This is a genomic window from Agromyces sp. Y558 (assembly GCF_059445415.1).
The window spans coordinates 908,448-925,548 of sequence record NZ_JCAIUH010000001.1 but is presented as its reverse complement, the minus strand read 5'-3'; the positions used below and the strand labels follow the sequence as shown (position 1 = coordinate 925,548).

Annotated in this window: 14 protein-coding genes; 4 read left to right on the top strand and 10 right to left on the bottom strand. The window is 69.7% G+C overall.

Translation table 11 applies throughout. The features are described from left to right. Window positions 1–19: 19 nt before the first annotated feature. Window positions 20–1,255: a D-alanyl-D-alanine carboxypeptidase/D-alanyl-D-alanine-endopeptidase gene (locus AC1C2T_RS04370; protein ID WP_495384370.1), complete on the bottom strand. Its 1,236-nt coding sequence runs from the start codon at window positions 1,253–1,255 to the stop codon at window positions 20–22. Window positions 1,256–1,575: 320 nt separating this feature from the next. Here AC1C2T_RS04370 and AC1C2T_RS04365 point away from each other — a divergent pair, with 320 nt between their 5' ends. Then, window positions 1,576–2,916: an MATE family efflux transporter gene (locus AC1C2T_RS04365; protein ID WP_495361456.1), complete on the top strand. Its 1,341-nt coding sequence runs from the start codon at window positions 1,576–1,578 to the stop codon at window positions 2,914–2,916. Between the two features lie 126 nt (window positions 2,917–3,042). On the opposite strand, the gene AC1C2T_RS04360 is transcribed toward AC1C2T_RS04365, so the two are convergent. The 8 genes from AC1C2T_RS04360 to tdh form a co-directional block, all read right to left on the bottom strand. Further along, complete coding sequence (locus AC1C2T_RS04360; RefSeq protein WP_495384369.1) at window positions 3,043–4,269, bottom strand: amidohydrolase; 1,227 nt, start codon at window positions 4,267–4,269, stop codon at window positions 3,043–3,045. 51 nt (window positions 4,270–4,320) lie between these two features. After that, a complete protein-coding gene (locus tag AC1C2T_RS04355) occupies window positions 4,321–4,788 on the bottom strand; it encodes a GbsR/MarR family transcriptional regulator (protein ID WP_495361458.1) in 468 nt (155 codons plus the stop codon). A 54-nt stretch (window positions 4,789–4,842) separates the two neighbouring features. Beyond that, entirely contained in the window at window positions 4,843–6,489 is a 1,647-nt protein-coding gene (locus AC1C2T_RS04350) for an ABC transporter permease (protein ID WP_495384368.1), read from the bottom strand. Beyond that, window positions 6,486–7,427: an ABC transporter ATP-binding protein gene (locus AC1C2T_RS04345; protein ID WP_495384367.1), complete on the bottom strand. Its 942-nt coding sequence runs from the start codon at window positions 7,425–7,427 to the stop codon at window positions 6,486–6,488. The genes AC1C2T_RS04350 and AC1C2T_RS04345 overlap by 4 nt, the downstream gene beginning before the upstream one ends. Window positions 7,428–7,560: 133 nt before the next feature. Continuing rightward, window positions 7,561–8,631 (bottom strand): LacI family DNA-binding transcriptional regulator, encoded by a 1,071-nt coding sequence (locus AC1C2T_RS04340; protein ID WP_495384366.1) that lies wholly within the window; start codon window positions 8,629–8,631, stop codon window positions 7,561–7,563. A gap of 227 nt (window positions 8,632–8,858) precedes the next feature. After that, complete coding sequence (locus tag AC1C2T_RS04335) at window positions 8,859–9,290, bottom strand: SRPBCC family protein (protein WP_495361462.1); 432 nt, start codon at window positions 9,288–9,290, stop codon at window positions 8,859–8,861. Window positions 9,291–9,583: 293 nt separating this feature from the next. Further along, on the bottom strand, window positions 9,584–10,780 hold the full coding sequence (locus AC1C2T_RS04330) for a glycine C-acetyltransferase (RefSeq protein ID WP_495361463.1): 1,197 nt from the start codon (window positions 10,778–10,780) through the stop codon (window positions 9,584–9,586). Beyond that, window positions 10,780–11,823, bottom strand: a complete 1,044-nt coding sequence (gene tdh / locus AC1C2T_RS04325) for an L-threonine 3-dehydrogenase (RefSeq protein WP_495361464.1) — start codon at window positions 11,821–11,823, stop codon at window positions 10,780–10,782. The genes AC1C2T_RS04330 and tdh overlap by 1 nt, the downstream gene beginning before the upstream one ends. 409 nt (window positions 11,824–12,232) lie before the next feature. Between tdh and AC1C2T_RS04320 the strand changes: the two genes are divergently transcribed. From AC1C2T_RS04320 to AC1C2T_RS04310, 3 genes are all read left to right on the top strand, one after another. Further along, window positions 12,233–13,483: an MFS transporter gene (locus AC1C2T_RS04320; protein WP_495361465.1), complete on the top strand. Its 1,251-nt coding sequence runs from the start codon at window positions 12,233–12,235 to the stop codon at window positions 13,481–13,483. A 54-nt stretch (window positions 13,484–13,537) separates the two neighbouring features. Then, a complete protein-coding gene (gene nucS / locus AC1C2T_RS04315) occupies window positions 13,538–14,233 on the top strand; it encodes an endonuclease NucS (protein WP_495361466.1) in 696 nt (231 codons plus the stop codon). Between the two features lie 122 nt (window positions 14,234–14,355). Continuing rightward, on the top strand, window positions 14,356–15,048 hold the full coding sequence (locus AC1C2T_RS04310) for an HAD hydrolase-like protein (protein ID WP_495361468.1): 693 nt from the start codon (window positions 14,356–14,358) through the stop codon (window positions 15,046–15,048). Between the two features lie 116 nt (window positions 15,049–15,164). Here AC1C2T_RS04310 and AC1C2T_RS04305 read toward each other — a convergent pair whose 3' ends face one another. Further along, window positions 15,165–16,688, bottom strand: a complete 1,524-nt coding sequence (locus tag AC1C2T_RS04305) for a hypothetical protein (RefSeq protein ID WP_495361469.1) — start codon at window positions 16,686–16,688, stop codon at window positions 15,165–15,167. Window positions 16,689–17,101 lie beyond the last annotated feature (413 nt).

The following is a 17,101-nucleotide window of genomic DNA, read 5'->3' as shown; positions in this document are numbered from 1 at the left end:
CCGGCGAAGGCGCGCGCCGTCATCTGAGCTGTGCGCCCTCGAGGTACAGGCTCGTGACGAGATCGTCGATGGCGGCTCGAGCCGGGTCGCCCATCATCTCGCCGATCGCGTAGACCGCGAACGCCAACTGAGTGCCGTCGGCAGCACGAACGACACCGCCGAGCGAGCACACGATGTTGATGAAGCCGGTCTTCGCACGCACGGCATCGCCCACGACGGCGTTGTCACCCGTGAACCGCCGGCGCGGAAAGGTGCCGTTCGGCCCGGTGGCCGGAAGCATGTCGTCGATGACCCCGAGGTGGTGTTCTCGGCGGTGAGCCCGCACCAGGAGCTCGGCGACGAAGCGTGCCGGCACCGCGTTGTCGTTGCTGAGGCCCGACCCGTCTTCGATGGTCAGCTCGTCGACAGACAGGCCGTAACGCGACAGTAGCGCGGGAATCGCCCTCGACACCCCCTCGAAGCTCGCCGGCTCGCCGATCGCGATGGCCGACAGCCGCGCGAGCGACTCCATGAGTGCGTTGTCGGAGGTCTCGAGGCCGAACCGGATGAGTTCCGACAGCGGCGGCGAGAAGACCTCGGCGAGCACCGGGGCATCCGGGCGGGCACGACCGCGGGAGATCCGGATGCCATCGGCCGGGCCGCCCGCGCCATCGCCTGCGCCGCCGAGCAACGCCGCGAACTCCGTTCCGACGCGCCCCACCGGGTCTTCACTGCGCGGCGTGTCGTCGATGGTCGGGTCGTCACGGTCGCCGTCGACCTGGAGCGCCGTGATGAAGGGGATATAGCCTTCGGGGCTGCGCCCTTCGGGGTCCCAGGCAGGCAGCCACGGCGTGCCCGTGAAGAGCGAATCGTCGAGCACGAGGCGCGTGAGGGGCTCATCGCCCTGCCACGCGGCGAGCGTCGCGCGGGCGAGCGTCTCGAGGTGCGCCGATTGCCGGTAGAAGGATGCCTCGCCGACGGACAGCCTCGTCAGCGAGACGTCACCGCCGCCGACGAGCACGACCTCGCCGGGTTCGGCCCCGGCGACCACCCTCGTCGGAATCCGGTGGTCGGGACCGAGCGCGGCGAGCGCCGCCGCAGAGGTCAGGAGCTTCAACACGCTCGCGGTGGGGCCGGGCACCGCGCCGTCGCGATCGAACACGACTGTGCCGTCGGCGACGTCGATCACGTGGATCCGCGGCGACCCGAGCCTCGGATCGTCGGCGCGCACGCTCGTGCGGCCCCGGCCGACTCCGACCGGCGCCTCGGTCGTCATCGTGTGCTCGTTCGAGCGTTCCCGGTTGCACTCATGGTCGGCACGTGGCATCCCCTCACCGCGCCAATCTGGCGCAACATACGAAACGTATCCTCGTCGGATGTCGAGAAGCTTAGAGCAGTGGGGGGCGGAAGGCACGCGCTTCCGATCCGGATGCCTCGGCGCCGTCGTCGTCAGTCCGTGCGGCGTCAGCCGTCGCGGCCGGGAGCGAATCTCTCGAATCTCCGTTCTGTGCCGTGAAATCTCCAGAAGCGAATCAATGAGGCTCGAACGGATGTCGCGTGCCGACGTCGGCGGCGGCGCATAGGCTCGACGCGCTCATGAGTACCAGTGACACCGCCCCACGGTCCGTCGACCGCGACATCCTGCGCCTCGCCGTACCCGCGCTCGGCGCGCTCATCGCCGAGCCGCTGTTCCTGCTCGCCGACACCGCGATGATCGGACACCTCGGGGCCACCCCGCTCGCGGGCCTCGGTCTTGCGAGCGCGGTACTGCAGACGATCATCGGGCTCATGGTGTTCCTGGCGTACGCGACGACGCCGGCCGTCGCGCGTCGCGTCGGACTCGGTGACGAGCGCGGAGCCGTCGCCTCGGGCATCGACGGGCTGTGGCTCGCGCTCGGCATCGGGGCGGTGCTCGCGGTCGCCGGTTGGGTGGCCGCGCCCGTGCTGGTGGGGCTCTTCGGCGCGAGTGCAGACGTCGCCGCCGAGGCATCCGTCTACCTCACGATCTCGATGGCCGGGCTGCCCGCCATGCTCGTGGTGTTCGCCGCGACGGGCCTCCTGCGCGGCCTGCAGGACACCCGCACGCCACTCTGGGTGGCCGGCATCGGCTTCGCCGTCAACATCGCCCTGAACTACGTGTTCATCTACGTCGCCGGCTGGGGCATCGCCGGCTCGGCAATCGGCACCGTGATCGCCCAGTGGGGCATGGTCGCGGTCTACCTGGTGGTCGTCGCCCGGCACGCCGCACGGGTCGGGGCGAGCCCGTGGCCGCACCACGCCGGGGTGCTGCGCGGTGCGACCTCGGGCGGGTGGCTGTTCCTGCGAACCCTGAGCCTGCGCATGGCGCTGCTGCTCGCGACATGGGCGGCGACGTCGCTCGGCTCCAACGAGCTCGCGGCGTTCCAGGTCGCGATGACCATCTACTTCACGATCGGCTTCGCACTCGACGCGCTCGCCATCGCCGCGCAGGCGCTCATCGGTCGCGACCTCGGCGCGGGCGACGTCGTCGCGGTTCGAGCGGTGCTGCGACGCTGCCTGCAGTGGGGCATCGCCAGCGGCGCCGTAGTGGGCGTGGTCCTGATCGCGACGGCGTGGGTGCTTCCGGCGGTCTTCACGAGCTCAGCGGATGTCGCGGCGCTGCTGCCCCCGACCCTCGTCGTGCTCGCGCTCTCCGCGCCGCTCGGCGGCATCGTGTTCGTGCTCGACGGCGTGCTCATCGGCGCGGGCGACGCCCGCTACCTCGCCTGGACGGGCATCGTGAATCTCGCGGTGTTCGTGCCGCTCGCCCTCTGGGTGGTCGCCGTCGCACCGGCGGGTGCCGCGGGCCCGGCGTGGCTCATGGCGGCGTTCGCGATCGGTTTCCTCGGGGCGCGGGCGGTGACCCTCGGGCTCAGGGCGCGCGGCGCGTCGTGGATGGTGGTGGGCGCGGGGCGCTGAGGGGCGCGCGTCGGGCGCGGGGCGTCGGGCGCGGGGCGTCGGGCGCGGGGCCTCCGCCGCAGGCGTCCGGCGGGCGTGCACTGAGACGCCGGCGCACGCGCGCGTCAGACGCGCGTCAGACGCGCGTCAAGCGGCCGGCTCGCCCAGCCACTCGCGGGCGGCCGCGACGAGCGCTGCGACACCGACGTCGAGCGTCGGCTCGATGAGCGGGGCGAAGTGCGGCGAGTGGTTCGACGGGATGTCGTCGGGCATGCGCCCGGTCGCGAGCGCATCGCCGAAGAGCGACGGGTCGGAGCCGCCGAGGAACCAGTAGACGAGGGGCGCGCCCGCTGCCGTCGCGAGCACGCCGACGTCTTCGCTTCCCGAGACGATGCCCGGATCGATGATCCGCTGTTCGCCGAGCGCGCGGCGCAACGCCGCCGCGGTGCGCTCGGTCGCCGCCGGGTCGTTCACCGTGACCGGGAACCGCTCCTCGTAGTCGAACTCCGGCTCGCGCGGCGCCTGCGCCGCTGTCGCTTCGGCCCGGGCGATGCGTTCGATCGACGCGAGCACCTTCGTGCGCACGGTCTCGTCGAAGGTGCGCACGCTGAGTCCGAGTGACGCCACCGCCGGGATGATGTTGTTCTTCATTCCCGCGTGGATCTGGCCGACCGTCACCACCGCGGCATCCGTCGGTGCCAGCTCGCGTGCGACGATGCCCTGCAGTCGCACCGTCGTCGATGCTGCCATGTAGACGGGGTCGACCGTCGTCTCGGGTCGCGAACCGTGCCCACCGGTGCCGTGGAGCCGGATCGTGAGCGAGTCGGCTCCGGCCATCGCCGCGCCCGCGCGCACGGCGGCGAACCCGGCGGGGAAGGGCGCGACGTGCTGGCCGAGCACGATGTCGGGCTTCGGCACCCGGTCGTAGAGGCCGTCGCCGACCATCTCCTCGGCGCCGCCGCCCCATTCCTCGGCGGGCTGGAACAGCGCGACGAGGGTGCCCGACCAGGCAGCGCGGTCGGCGACGAGCCGCTCGGTCGCGCCCAGCAGGCATGTGACGTGCACATCGTGGCCGCAGGCGTGCATGACCGGCACATCGTGTCCGTCGGGGTCGGTGCCCCTGGCGGTGCTCGCGTACGGCAGCCCGGTCTCCTCGTGCACAGGCAGGCCGTCCATGTCGGCGCGCAGCAGCACGGTCGGGCCTGCGCCGTTCTCGAGCACGCCGACGACACCCGTGCGGCCGATGCCCGTGGTCACCGTCAGGCCGAGCGCGGTGAGCGCCTCGGCGACGATGCCCGCCGTGCGGTGCTCCTGGAACGAGAGCTCGGGGTTGGCGTGGAGGTCGCGGTAGACGGCGGCGAGGTCGAGGGTCATGACGTCAGCCTATGCCGAGCGGAATTCGAAGCACACGCACGCCACGACCGGTCACTCGCCGCGTTCGGCCCGCCACTCGACGAGAAGCTCGGGCATGCGGCGCTGGATGAACGCGAAGAAGTCGCTCATCTCCTGGATGCGCTGCGACGCGAGCGACTCGGGGTCGTCTATCGCGGCGACCGCCTTCGTCGCGAGCATCTCGATGTGGTCGTAGAGCGGGTTCCTGCCGATCGTGACCGTGTACCATGCGTGCTCGGGCAGTTCGTAGATGTCGCGACGCGACCCCGGCTGCGACACCCGCCGCACCATGCGCAGCGTCTGCAGGTAGCGCACCGCTCCCGAGATCGCCGCGGCGCTCGCGACGAGCTGCCCGCCCAGCTCCTTCGCCGTGAGGCCGGTCGCCTCGGCGGCGATGAGCGCCATGAGTACGCGCGCCGGCATACGAGGAAAGCCCGCCTCGGCCATCGCCGCGGCCGACTGCTCGACGAACTCGTTCACCGCCTGTTCGTCTCGCGCCATGCTCCCATCCTCACAGAACGAGCGGGGCACCCGCACGGATGCCCCGCCCCTCGTTCACCCGCCGAGTGCGAGGTCGCGCCGCCGCACGAGAGCCGTGGCGCCCGCCGCGACGATGACCGCGATTCCGACCATCGCCCACGCCGCGGTCCAATCGAGGTCATCGGTCGTGACGATCGGCGTGTGACTGAACGGCGAGAGGTCGCGCACCCACTCGGGGAATCCGAAGAGCCCGCCGAACTGCCCGAGCACGATGGCGAGGAGCAGCAGCGCCCAGCCGAGTCCGATCGACAGGCGTGGCAGCACCGCGAAGGCGAGCGCTGCGATCGCGACGATCACGAGCCCCGCCGGCAGCTGCGCGAGCCCCGCCTCGGCAACGATCGACATGCGCGCACCGGCATCCGTCGATCCGATCAGCCCGACGAACGAGCCGAGCACCGCGAAGGCGAGCACGGCGGCGACCGAGACGGCACCGATCAGGAGGTACGACGAGAACCAGCGGAAACGCGAGACGGGAGCCGCGAGCACGAGCTCTGCCGTGCCGCCTGCTTCGTCTTGCCGGGCGCGCATGACCGCCTGCACGCCGCCGATCGCGGCGAGCGCGCCGACGAGACCGAAGATGCCGGTCGTGAAGAGATCGATCATGCCGCCTTCGGCGTTCGGGCCGGCGAGCGACGCGAGGGTGTCGCCGATCGCCTGCGATGCCTCCTCGCCGTTGGGCGTGTTCACGAGGTCGACGACCGTCTGCCCGACCGCACCGATCACGAGCCCGAAGAGCGCGCCGCCGACCACCCAGCCGGTGACGGGATTGCGGAGCGTACGCCAGACGAGGCCGATCGGGCCCGAGAGGCTCCGCGGCGCATGCTGGCGGCCAGGACGCTCGGGGATGATGCTCGAGTCGATGTCGCGACTCGACTGCAACCATGCCGACACTGTGAAGAGCACGATGCCGAGGCCGAGGCACAGCGCGAGCGGCCAGACGAGCTGGTGCGTGTACGGCGCGACCGCTTGCCCCCAGCCGATGGGGCTGAGCCAGCTCCACCACCCCGCCTCCATGCTGAGTCCGCCGGGCTGCACGGTGCCGGTCGCATCGCCCATCGCACGCAGGGCGTAGCCGAGGGTCACGATCGCCGCCGCCAGTCCGTTGGCGCCGCGCGAGGTGCGCATGAGCTGCGCGCAGGTGAATCCGACACCGAGGTAGGCGACGCCCACGGCTGCCATCGCTGCGCCGTAGAGCATGGCGCCCGAGGCATCCGCACCGTAGAGCCAGGCGACGCCGCCCATGATGACGCCGACCGCAACGCTCAGGATGACGCCTTCGAGCGCCGTCGCGACGAGCGGTGCAATGCGGCCGGCGGGCGTCGAGCCGACGAGCTCGGCCCTGCCTGCCTCCTCATCGCCGCGGGTGTGACGCACGGCGAGGAAGGTGCTCATGAGGCCGATCATGAGCCCGAGGAATCCGAAGAGCAGGAAGACCTGGAACGCATCGGGCTCGACGCCCTGCGGAGTGCCGCGGAGCATCAGGATGGCGGGGCTCATGATGACCAAGTGGATGACGCTCGCCCGCTCGTCGGCCGTGCCGTAGGTCTCGGTCACGGCAGAATGGCCGACGACCTCGAGCAGCGCGAACAGCGCGATCCAGATGATGATCTGCATGCGGTCGCGGCGGAACCGCGCCCGCAGCAGCGTCGGCAGGGTGTTCATCGCACGCCCTCGAGGCTCGATCGGGCGGGCTGCTCGACGTCGTCGTGGTAGTGCCGCATGAACAACTCTTCGAGTGACGGCGGGTTCACGGTGACGCCCGTCGCCCGCAGTCGGCTCAGCGCCGCGAGCACCTCGGGCATGGCGTCGGAGTCGGCGGTGAAGCGCACATGCGCCCCATCGACGGCGAGGCCGTGCGCGCCGGGGATGTTCTGGAATGCCGCGGGGTCGAGCCCCTCGCTCGCGAACGAGATCTCGGTGCGGGTGAGATGGCGGAGCTCGGCGAGCGTGCCGGTCTCGACCGTGCGCCCGGCGCGGATGATGCTCACCCGGTCGCAGAGGTGCTCGACCTCGGAGAGGATGTGGCTCGACAGCAGCACGGTCGCCCCATCGCCGAGCAGGGACGCGATCTCCTGCCGGAAGACCGCCTCCATGAGCGGGTCGAGGCCCGACGTGGGCTCGTCGAGGATGTAGAGGTCGGCGGGCGTCGCGAGCGCCGCGATGAGGGCGACCTTCTGCCGGTTGCCCTTCGAGTAGGTGCGGCCCTTCTTCGACGGGTCGAACTGGAAGACCTCGACGAGGTGCTCGCGTCGCGCGGTATATGTCTGCTTGTCGGACGCGCCGCCACGCAGGCGCGTGATCAGGTCGATGGCCTCTCCGCCAGAGAGATTCGACCAGAGGTTGACGTCGCCGGGCACGTAGGCGATACGGCGGTGCAGTTCGACGGCGTCGCGCCAGGGGTCGCGGCCGAAGAGCGTCGCGCTTCCGCCGCTTGCCCTGATGAGGCCGAGCAGCACGCGGATGGTGGTGGACTTCCCCGCGCCGTTCGGGCCGAGGAACCCGTGCACCTCGCCGGCTTCGACACTGAGGTCGAGCCCGTCGAGTGCACGCACGCGGCCGAAGCGTTTGTCGAGGCCGCGCGTTTCGATGACGGTGTTCATTTGGCCGACAATACGCCCAATTCACAAATTTGTGAATCTTCCTAACGGAATCCCAACGGGGTGCGTCGGGGAGGCGTCCGAGTCTCGAAGGCAGCCCGTGCAGCAATACAGGAGCGGGGGTGTGTCGCGGCCGTCAGCTCGAGGCAGGTCGCGGCACCGCCGTCGTGTCGCCGACGTGCAGCGTGCTGGTGAAGCACCGTGAGGCCGGCGGCTCGCCCGAGAGCATCTGCACGACAGCCTCGCCGGCGGCCCTCCCCTTGGCGACCGACGGCTGCACGAGCGTCGTGAGATCGTGCTGCAGCCCGTCGACGCGGATGCCGTCGAATCCGAGCACACTCAGGTCGGTTGGCACGTGCAACCCGAGTTCCTCCGCCGCCTGGATGACGCCAGCCGCGAGCAGGTCGCTCTGCGCGATGACCGCCGTCGGGCGACGGTCAGGGTCGGCGAGCAGAGTGCGCGCGGCCTCGAGGCCCTCTTCGATCGAACTCGCGCCGGCGACGCGGCCGGTCGCTGTCGGGAAGACTTCACGGGCCCCGGCCAGTCGCTGGCTGGCGGTGTCGGCAGTGCTCGACTGCAGCAGCTCGTCGGTGATCGGGCCACGGGTGCGCGCGGGGTCGAAGGGCAGGGTGACGATCGCGACATCCGCATGGCCCAGTTCGCGAAGGTACTCGGCGCCGCGCCGGGTCGCCGCCCGGTTGTCGATCGAGATCTCGGGGATGTCTTCGCCCGTCGCCCCCTCGATCGCGACGGCCGGGATGCCTCGGCGGCGGAGCGCCTCGATCGACACGCCGAGCCGCGGGCTGCAGCCGATGAGCACGACGGCGTCGACGGGAGCGCTCTCGATGCCGACAGCGTTGCCGCCCTCTTCTCCCGTGTCGGTGAGCAGCAGGAGCCCGGCGCCGAGCGGCGCGATGCCTTCGGAGATGCCGTCGAGCATCTGGATCTTCACGGGATCGAGGAACGCCTCCCGCACGCGCTCCTCGAGCACGACGCCGACGATGCCAGAGCGTCCGCGCCGAAGCGAACGGGCGCGCGGATCGGGGCCGGCATAGCCGAGCTCGGATGCCGCGGCGAGCACGCGTTGCTTCGTGGCATCCGACACGGGGCCCGAGCCGCTGAAGGCGAGCGATGCCGTCGACTGCGAGACGCCGGCGCGCGCCGCGACATCGGCGAGCGTCGGACGGGGAGCGGCATCGAGCTGCATGCGCCGAGTCTAGGCCGAATCGATTCGATCGGGTCAGCGCGATGCGGTGAAGGGCGCGACTGCTGCGCAGGAATGACGCCGCCAGGGTGGCGCGGTCGTCGAGCTAGCCGGCGTTCGAGCAGGCCTTCACGAGAATTCTCGAGCTACCGCACGAGGATTCTCGATCTTGCGCAGCAGCTCCCGACGCTCAGGCGGGTCGAATCAGCGAAGGTCGGTCGAGGGCGATCTCAGGGACGCTCCGCGATCTGCTTCACACTCACGACGAGGGAGTCCCACATCCCCTGTGAATGCATGGCAGCCTCCGCCGTCGGGTTGTTGTCTTGCGAAAGCGTCAACACAGTGGCGCCGTCGCCCTCCTCGAGAGTCCAGGTCAGCGTGTGGTGGTTCTCGGGCACGTCGTCGTCACCGCTCAACGGGCTGAAGTGCGTGTGCACGAGGCGCACGCCGGGCTCGACCGCCAGCACGACGCCGTGATCTTCGTAGGGCTCGCCCTTCCAGACGCCGCGCCAGAAGATCGGGCCGCCGATCGACCAATCGGTCACGAGCTCGGTACCGAACATGAACTCGCGGGCGGCCGCAGGATCGGTCACCACGGCCCAGACACGCTCACGTGGGGCGTCGATCGTGATGGTCGACGTCGCGTCGAAGTCTGCGGTCATCTGATCTGCTCCCTCATCGAGTCGACGACCGATCATGTCGCTGTCGTCGGTGTCAGGCTAGGCGCCCCCACCGACACGGTCTTGCACGAACGCGACACCACCAGCCGAGCGGCACGACCGATCCCGGCATCGGCCGTCCATCGATCGATAACGGGGTCTCGATACGCTCCTTCGTCGCTACTCGACCAGCATTGCTCGGAGATCGCCATCGTTGCTCGGAGATCGTTGGTCGAGTAGCGAGCGCCAGCGAGCGTATCGAGACCGTTGCGGGATCTCGAGACGCTCCTTCGTCGCTACTCGACCGGCGTGCTCGAGGCGACCTCGTCGCGCGCCGCCTCGAACGCGGCGACGCAGCGGCGGATCTCATCGTCGGAGTGCGCCGCCGAGAGCTGCACACGGATGCGCGCGGACCCGCGCGGCACGACCGGGAAGCTGAAGGCTGTCACGTAGACCCCGTGCTGCTGCAACGCGTCGGCCATGCGCGCGGTGAGCGCGGCGTCGCCGAACATCACCGGCACGATCGGATGCTCGCCGGGCAACAGATCGAAACCGGCATCCGTCATCAGCGAACGGAAGAGCGCGGAGTTCGCACGCAGCCGCTCGCGGAGCTCGCCCGAGGACGCCAACAGCTCGAGCGCCTGGATGGTACCGGCCACGATCGCCGGCGCGAGCGTGTTCGAGAAGAGGTACGGCCGCGCCCGCTGGCGGAGCAAGTCGACGATCTCCTGGCGAGCCGCCACATAGCCGCCGGATGCCCCGCCGAGCGCCTTGCCGAAGGTGCCGGTCGTGATGTCGACCCGGCCTTCGACTCCGCAGTGCTCGGGCGTGCCCCGACCGTGTTCGCCGACGAAGCCGACGGCGTGCGAGTCGTCGACGAAGACGAGCGCGTCGTAGCGGTCCGCGAGGTCGCAGATCTCGGCGAGGGGCGCGATATAGCCGTCCATCGAGAAGACGCCGTCGGTCACGATCACGCGGCGACGGGCAGCGGATGCGAGCTCGAGCTGCGCCTCGAGATCGGCCATGTCGCGATTCTTGTAGCGGTATCGCTGCGCCTTCGAGAGCCGGATGCCGTCGATGATCGAGGCGTGGTTGAGCTCGTCGGAGATGATCGCGTCATCGGCCCCGAAGAGCACCTCGAAGACGCCGCCGTTCGCGTCGAAACACGAGGAGAACAGGATGGTGTCGTCGTAGCCGAGGAAGTCGGAGACGCGTCGCTCGAGCTCGAGGTGCAGCTCTTGCGTGCCGCAGATGAACCGCACGCTCGCGAGGCCGTAGCCCCACTCGTCGAGGCCGCGGTGCGCCGCCGCGACGATGCGCGGGTCGTTCGCGAGCCCGAGGTAGTTGTTGGCGCAGAAGTTCAGCACCTCGCGCCCGGCGACCTCGATCTCGGAGGACTGCGGGCCGTGGATGCCGCGCTCGCGCTTGGTGAGCCCAGCGGCCTCGATCTCGTCGAGTTCCGTGCGCAGTTGTTCGCGAATGGTTCCGTACATCAGAGCTCCGTCCAATCGAGGATGACCTTGCCGACGCCGCCCGATGCGGCCGCGTCGAACGCCGCACGCCACTCGCGCGCGGGGTAGCGATCTGAGATGACCGAGGCGATTCTCGTGCGCAGCGTCTCGCTCGTCTGCAGCATCGCGCTCATCGAGTTCCACGTCTCGAACATCTCGCGGCCGTAGATGCCCTTCATCGTCAGCATGTGGGTGACGACCTTGCCCCAGTCGATCGCGTACGGCTCGCTCGGCAGGCCGAGCAGGGCGATACGCCCGCCGTGATTCATGTTCTCGATCATCTCGGGCAGCGCCTTCGCCGAGCCCGACATCTCGAATCCGACGTCGAAGCCCTCGCGCATGCCGAGCCGCGGTTGCACGTCGGCGATGCGTTCGCGTGAGACATCCACGACCGCGTCGGCCCCCATCTCGCGCGCCAGCGACAGGCGTGCGGGCGAGACATCCGACGCGACGATGAACCTGGCACCGACATGACGTGCCACCGCGATCGACATGAGCCCGATCGGGCCGCAGCCCGTGATGAGCACGTCTTCACCGATGACCGAGAAGGTGAGCGCGGTGTGCACCGCGTTGCCGAAGGGGTCGAAGATCGCCCCGACCTCGGGATCGACCTCGGCGTGGTGCACCCAGACGTTCTCGCCGGGCAGCACGACGAACTCCGCGAATGCGCCGTCACGGTGGAGGCCGACGCCCTTCGTGCGGATGCACATCTGGCGACGCCCCGCGCGGCAGTTGCGGCACATGCCGCACACGATGTGGCCCTCGCCCGAGACCCGGTCGCCGACCGCGACGTCGTGTACGAGCGGCCCGACCTCGACGACCTCTCCGTAGAACTCGTGGCCGGGGATGAGTGGGGCGGCGATCGTCGACGCGGCCCAGTCGTCCCACTGCTCGATGTGCAGGTCTGTGCCGCAGATTCCGGTGCGCAGCACCCGGATCTTCACGTCGCCGGGGCCCGTCTCGGGCTCGGGCCGGTCGACGTATTCCAGACCGGCGCCGGGGGCGGGTTTGTAGAGGGCCTTCATCGATAACCTCGTTGTTCTCTGGGACTCGAGCCGGGGGTGTTCGGCTCTGGGTCGGGGGTTTGTCGGGTCGTGTCCGGATGCCCCGAGCGCCAGTCAGTTCATGGTAGCCGCGGCGCCGTCCTCGGTCTGTCGAACGGATGCCGCGGCATCCGTCACCCGTGACGCCCACCCGATCGACCCGGCCCACCCGACCCACACCCACCCGACCACGCGTCGAAAGTGCGGTTCGCGTCGCTATTCCGCGCCCATACCGACACGAACCGCACTCTCGGCGTCGGATGGAGCCGGGCGAGGCGAGGCGACGAGGTGAGTGCGCCGGTTGCGGCCGCGCGAAGTCGCCGATATCGTTCTCGGGTCAGGGTTGTCGAATCGATTCGATCGACCTCGCGACAACGATGAGACAGAGACGATGAACGAGACTCCCCACACCTCCGGCACCCCGGTCACGGCCGCACGCCCGCCGCGTGAGCTCATCGCATGGCGGAACGCCGTCTTCGCGATCTTCTTCCTCAGCGGACTCAGCATGGCGAGCTGGGTCGCCAGGATCCCCGCCATCCGCGACGACACGGGCCTCACCACCCAGGGCGTCGGCCTCGTCATCCTCGCCGGGTCGATCGGCTCCGTGCTCGGGCTCGTCGTCGCCCCGTGGCTGCTTGCGCGGCTCGGCGCCCGCAGCGGCATGATCTCGGCACTCATCATCGTCTCGGTGGGGCTCGTGCTCGTCGGCATCGGCGGCGCTGCGTTGCCCTCGGTGCCGATCGTCATCATCGGGCTCGTGCTCTTCGGCTTCGGCAACGGCGCGGTCGACGTGATGATGAACGTCGAGGGCGCGGAGGCTGAGCGCGAGATCGGCAAGACCGTGATGCCGCTCATGCACGCCTTCTTCTCGTTCGGCACGGTCGCCGGAGCGGGGCTCGCCGCCGCGGCATCCGCTCTGCAGGTGCCCGTGTCGGTGCACTTCAGTGTCGCCGCCGTGCTCATCGCCATCGCCGTCGTCATCGCGGTGCGCTGGGTGCCGCTGCGCGCCGAGGTCGGCGACGACACGCACACGGATGCCCCGCGGCCGCCGTGGACCGAGCGGCTGCGCGAGAACCTCGCGGTGTGGGGCGACGTTCGGCTCCTCCTCATCGGCGTCATCATGCTCGGCATGTCGTTCGCCGAGGGATCGGCCAACGACTGGCTCGCCCTCGCGGTCGTCGACGGCCACGGCTTCGACGAGACGACCGGCGCAGTCGTCTTCGGCGTCTTCACGGTCGCGATCACCGTCGCGCGGGTGCTCGGCGGACCGGTGCTCGATCGCTTCGGGCGTGTGCCCGTGCTGCGCACGCTCGCGATCGTCGGCATCCTCGGTTTGAGCCTGTTCATCTTCAGCACCGAGCCCTGGATGCTCATCGTCGGCACCGCCCTCTGGGGCATCGGGTGCTCGCTCGGCTTCCCCGTCGGCATGTCGGCGGCGGCCGACGATCCCCATCGTTCCGCAGCGCGGGTGAGCGCCGTCGCGATCATCGGTTATTGCGCGTTCCTCGCCGGGCCGCCGCTGCTCGGCTTCCTCGGCCAGCAGTTCGGCATCCTGAACGCCCTGCTCGTGATCCTCGGCCTGCTCGTGCTGTCGGCGCTCGCAGCCCCTGCCGCACGCGAGCGCTCCCGCACCGCAGCCTGACGCCCGTCTGCGGCGGCCGCCCCGAGGCATCCGCTCGGCAAGTAGACTCGCCGGGTGCGTCTCGTCATCGCCCGCTGCTCCGTCGACTACGCGGGGCGCCTCGCGGCCCATCTCCCGCTCGCCACGCGCCTCCTGATGGTCAAGGGCGACGGCAGCCTCCTCGTGCACTCCGACGGCGGCAGCTACAAGCCACTCAACTGGATGAGCCCGCCGTGCACGCTCACCACGCTCGAGCCCGACGACGACCAACGCTCGGCCGGCATCGTCGAGCTGTGGAAGGTCGTGCACCAGAAGACCGCCGACCAGCTGATCGTCTCGATCCACGAGGTGCTGCACGACTCGGCCCACGAGCTCGGCATCGACCCGGGCCTGCAGAAAGACGGCGTCGAAGCGCACCTGCAGAAGTTGCTCGCCGAGCAGATCGAACTCCTCGGCGACGGCCACCGGCTCGTGCGTCGCGAGTACATGACGGCGATCGGCCCGGTCGACATCCTGGCGACGGATGCCTCGGGCGCCTCGGTCGCCGTCGAGCTCAAGCGCCGCGGCGACATCGACGGCGTCGAACAACTCACCCGCTACCTCGAACTCATGAACCGCGATCCGCACCTCGCCCCGGTGACCGGCATCTTCGCCGCGCAGGAGATCAAGCCGCAGGCTCGCACCCTCGCCGAAGACCGCGGCATCCGCTGCGTCGTACTCGACTACGACGCGATGCGCGGAGTCGATGGCGGGCACGCCCGGTTGTTCTGATCCACCGCCGGCGATCCACCGCCGCGATCGACGCGCCTCCACCGCTCCGATGGTCGCGCCTCCACCGCCGGCGATCGTCGAGCCTGAGAATCGCTCAGCGACGAGCCCCCTAGGATGTCACGGTGACTACCGAGACCCTGACGACCCCGCCGGCGACGCCGCCGACCCGCACGTGGTCCGCCGTGCTCTTCGACCTCGACGGCACCATCGTCGACTCGGCATCCGACATCACCGGCTCGCTCGCCCACATGTTCGAGAAGATGGGCCTGCCCGTGCCGAGCGACGAAGTGCTCCGCTCCTACGTCGGCCCGCCGCTGCTCGACAGCCTGCGCATGACCGCCGGCTTCAACGATGCCGAGTCGTGGGAAGCGCTCAACGTCTACCGCGACCACTACGGCGAGCACGTGCTGCGCTCCCCCGTGTTCCCGGGTGTCGCGGGCGTGCTCGAGCGACTGCACGCCCGCGGAATCCCGGTCGCGCTCGCGACCTCGAAGCCCGAGTCGATGGCGCGCAAGGTGCTCGACCATCAGGGCCTCAGCCAATACTTCACCGTCATCGCCGGCGCAAGCGACGATGAGGAGCGCAGCACGAAGGCCGACGTCGTAGCAGAGGCGCTGCGACGACTCCACGCGAAGGGCATCACCACAGAGCACGCGGTGATGGTCGGCGACCGCGGGTACGACACACTCGGCGCGCTCGCGAACGGCGTGCCGACGATCCTCGTCGAGTGGGGCTACGGCTCGCCCGCCGAAGCTGCCGACGCGATGGCAGTCGTGCACTCGGCCGACCAGCTGCGCGCCCTGCTGCTCGGCTGAGGGCGACCACACGCGGCCTACCCGCCGACCTGCCAGCCCGCCGGCTCTGACTCTCTGACTCTCTGGCGAGCAACGTTCACTCGACGCGAGCAACGTTCACTCGACGCGAGCAACGTTCACTCGACGCGAGTCAGCGGCTCCTCCTCGTCGGCGGTCTCCTCCGGCAGGGGCGGTGCCCAGAACCGGAAATACAGGTAGATCGCAATACAGACGGCGGCGAAGGCGCTGACGACCGAGATCCACAGCCAGAGCGAACCGCCGAGTTCGCGCCAGTGGCCCTCCCACGCCACGACGGCGACGATGAAGACGAACGTCACGACGAGGTAGAGCCCGCCCCATAGCAGCTTCGAGTGGGCGAAGAGGAGCTCGCCCGACAGCAGCTTGAACGGCATCAGGTCGATGAGGAGCATGACAATGCCCTCCGTCGTGATCGCCACGCAGGTCTCGACGAGCAGCGCGCCGAGGAAGTCGTGCGGCTCTCCGTGCAGGGTCAGCGCACTGAAGCCGATCCACGCGGCGACTCCGAAGATGATGATGATCGACGAACGGATCGCCACCGCACGCCACGCGAACTGCCTGATGGCGGGCGAGGACATCGAGAGGCCGAGCACCAGTCCGATCAGGAAGCCCGGCGAGAAGTCGAGCAGTCTCGACGCGATGACGCCGAGGGCTGTGAGGATCAGCCCCAGTGGCCGGAAGCTGATGGTCGCGATCACCGACCACCGCTGCTTCAGGATGAACGCCGTCATCCAACTCGACACGAACGCGATGAAGAACAACGCGATGGCCAGGGCCAGGATGAGCCGCAGTGAATGGTCGTTGAACCCGAGGTGCGGGTCGGCGAATCCGAAGATCAGCGCGGTGGCCGCAACGAGGGCGATCGCAGGGACGGCCGATTCGCGAGCCATCCATGCCGACAGTGCGGCGTACCAACCCGGCGGACGCCGGAGGCGAGCGACGCGCCCGCTGAATCGCTGGTACTGCTCGGCGATCGTCGCGTTGAGCAGGTGGGCGGGAACGGCCGCCAGCACGATAAGCACGAGGCCGATCGAGAAGGCGGATGCGATCGTCTCGGGGTTCTCGAGCACGTGCTGGATCGGCTGGAGCGCGTCCGTCAGGATGTTCGGGGCGACACCGGACTCCAGCGGGGCGACCGTGACGACTGCCTCCTTGGAAGTCGGCGGAATACCGTCGCCCGACAGGATGACGACGATGCGGTGGGCGCCGGGCACCGTGTCCATCGGAATCGTCGCCGTCGCCGCGAACCTGCCGTCACGGCCGACCTCGGTGACCGCGAGGGTCACGGGATCGGAGTGCAGCTCGACGAAGACGTCGAGCCCGGGCGGCAGGCCGGCCGCCGTGATCGTGAAGGTGTCGCCGGGTCGGATGTCGGAGAGATCGATGCCGTCGAGGGTGAACGTCCAGTTCGGGTCGAGGACGACCCGCGGCGTGACGACCGGTCGCGGCGGCACGTAGGGGTCGGCGGCCTCGGCGTGCGCCGGCGATGCGATGGAGCGCGCGACGGATGGCGCATCCATGCCCGGTGACCCGCCGACGGCGGCCGCGGGCAGGCTCCCCAGCAGCACGCCCCCGAATACGAGCCCCAATGCCGCAATCGCGGCCGACACCGATCGGAACATCCCACAGCCCTTCGAATTCGAGAGATCTCGGATCGAGCGGAAGGGCACCCGTGGGCAGGCAGCGGGGCCGCTGCCTGACTGACGCCATGGTAGGGCTCGCTCGGGCGCTCCGCCACCCCTCGAAAGCGGGTCGTCGATCCTGCACCCGGGTGCTGCAGCGAGTAGCCGGTCTTCGGCATGACCTTCACGGTGACAGCACCAGCATGACGACGGATGCTGCGCGGCCAGCGTCGACTCCGAGCGATCTTTCACGGCGTCGACGCACAGATCACCCCTCAACGGGTGATGCACGGCGGTGATCGACGATTTCTGCCGGTGACGCGCAACGGACGTGCGTCATGGTCCAGAAAGTTCGTCGGAGCTCTTCCGCAGACGATGCAAAGCAAGGCAGGATTCCCAGTACGTTCGCCCAC

Excerpts from the sequence above, each read along its gene's own strand:
- AC1C2T_RS04370 (WP_495384370.1), bottom strand. The coding sequence starts at position 1,255 with ATGACGACCGAGGCGCCGGTCGGAGTCGGCCGGGGCCGCACGAGCGTG.
- AC1C2T_RS04365 (WP_495361456.1), top strand. The coding sequence starts at position 1,576 with ATGAGTACCAGTGACACCGCCCCACGGTCCGTCGACCGCGACATCCTG.
- AC1C2T_RS04360 (WP_495384369.1), bottom strand. The coding sequence starts at position 4,269 with ATGACCCTCGACCTCGCCGCCGTCTACCGCGACCTCCACGCCAACCCC.
- AC1C2T_RS04355 (WP_495361458.1), bottom strand. The coding sequence starts at position 4,788 with ATGGCGCGAGACGAACAGGCGGTGAACGAGTTCGTCGAGCAGTCGGCC.
- AC1C2T_RS04350 (WP_495384368.1), bottom strand. The coding sequence starts at position 6,489 with ATGAACACCCTGCCGACGCTGCTGCGGGCGCGGTTCCGCCGCGACCGC.
- AC1C2T_RS04345 (WP_495384367.1), bottom strand. The coding sequence starts at position 7,427 with ATGAACACCGTCATCGAAACGCGCGGCCTCGACAAACGCTTCGGCCGC.
- AC1C2T_RS04340 (WP_495384366.1), bottom strand. The coding sequence starts at position 8,631 with ATGCAGCTCGATGCCGCTCCCCGTCCGACGCTCGCCGATGTCGCGGCG.
- AC1C2T_RS04335 (WP_495361462.1), bottom strand. The coding sequence starts at position 9,290 with ATGACCGCAGACTTCGACGCGACGTCGACCATCACGATCGACGCCCCA.
- AC1C2T_RS04330 (WP_495361463.1), bottom strand. The coding sequence starts at position 10,780 with ATGTACGGAACCATTCGCGAACAACTGCGCACGGAACTCGACGAGATC.
- tdh (WP_495361464.1), bottom strand. The coding sequence starts at position 11,823 with ATGAAGGCCCTCTACAAACCCGCCCCCGGCGCCGGTCTGGAATACGTC.
- AC1C2T_RS04320 (WP_495361465.1), top strand. The coding sequence starts at position 12,233 with ATGAACGAGACTCCCCACACCTCCGGCACCCCGGTCACGGCCGCACGC.
- AC1C2T_RS04305 (WP_495361469.1), bottom strand. The coding sequence starts at position 16,688 with ATGTTCCGATCGGTGTCGGCCGCGATTGCGGCATTGGGGCTCGTATTC.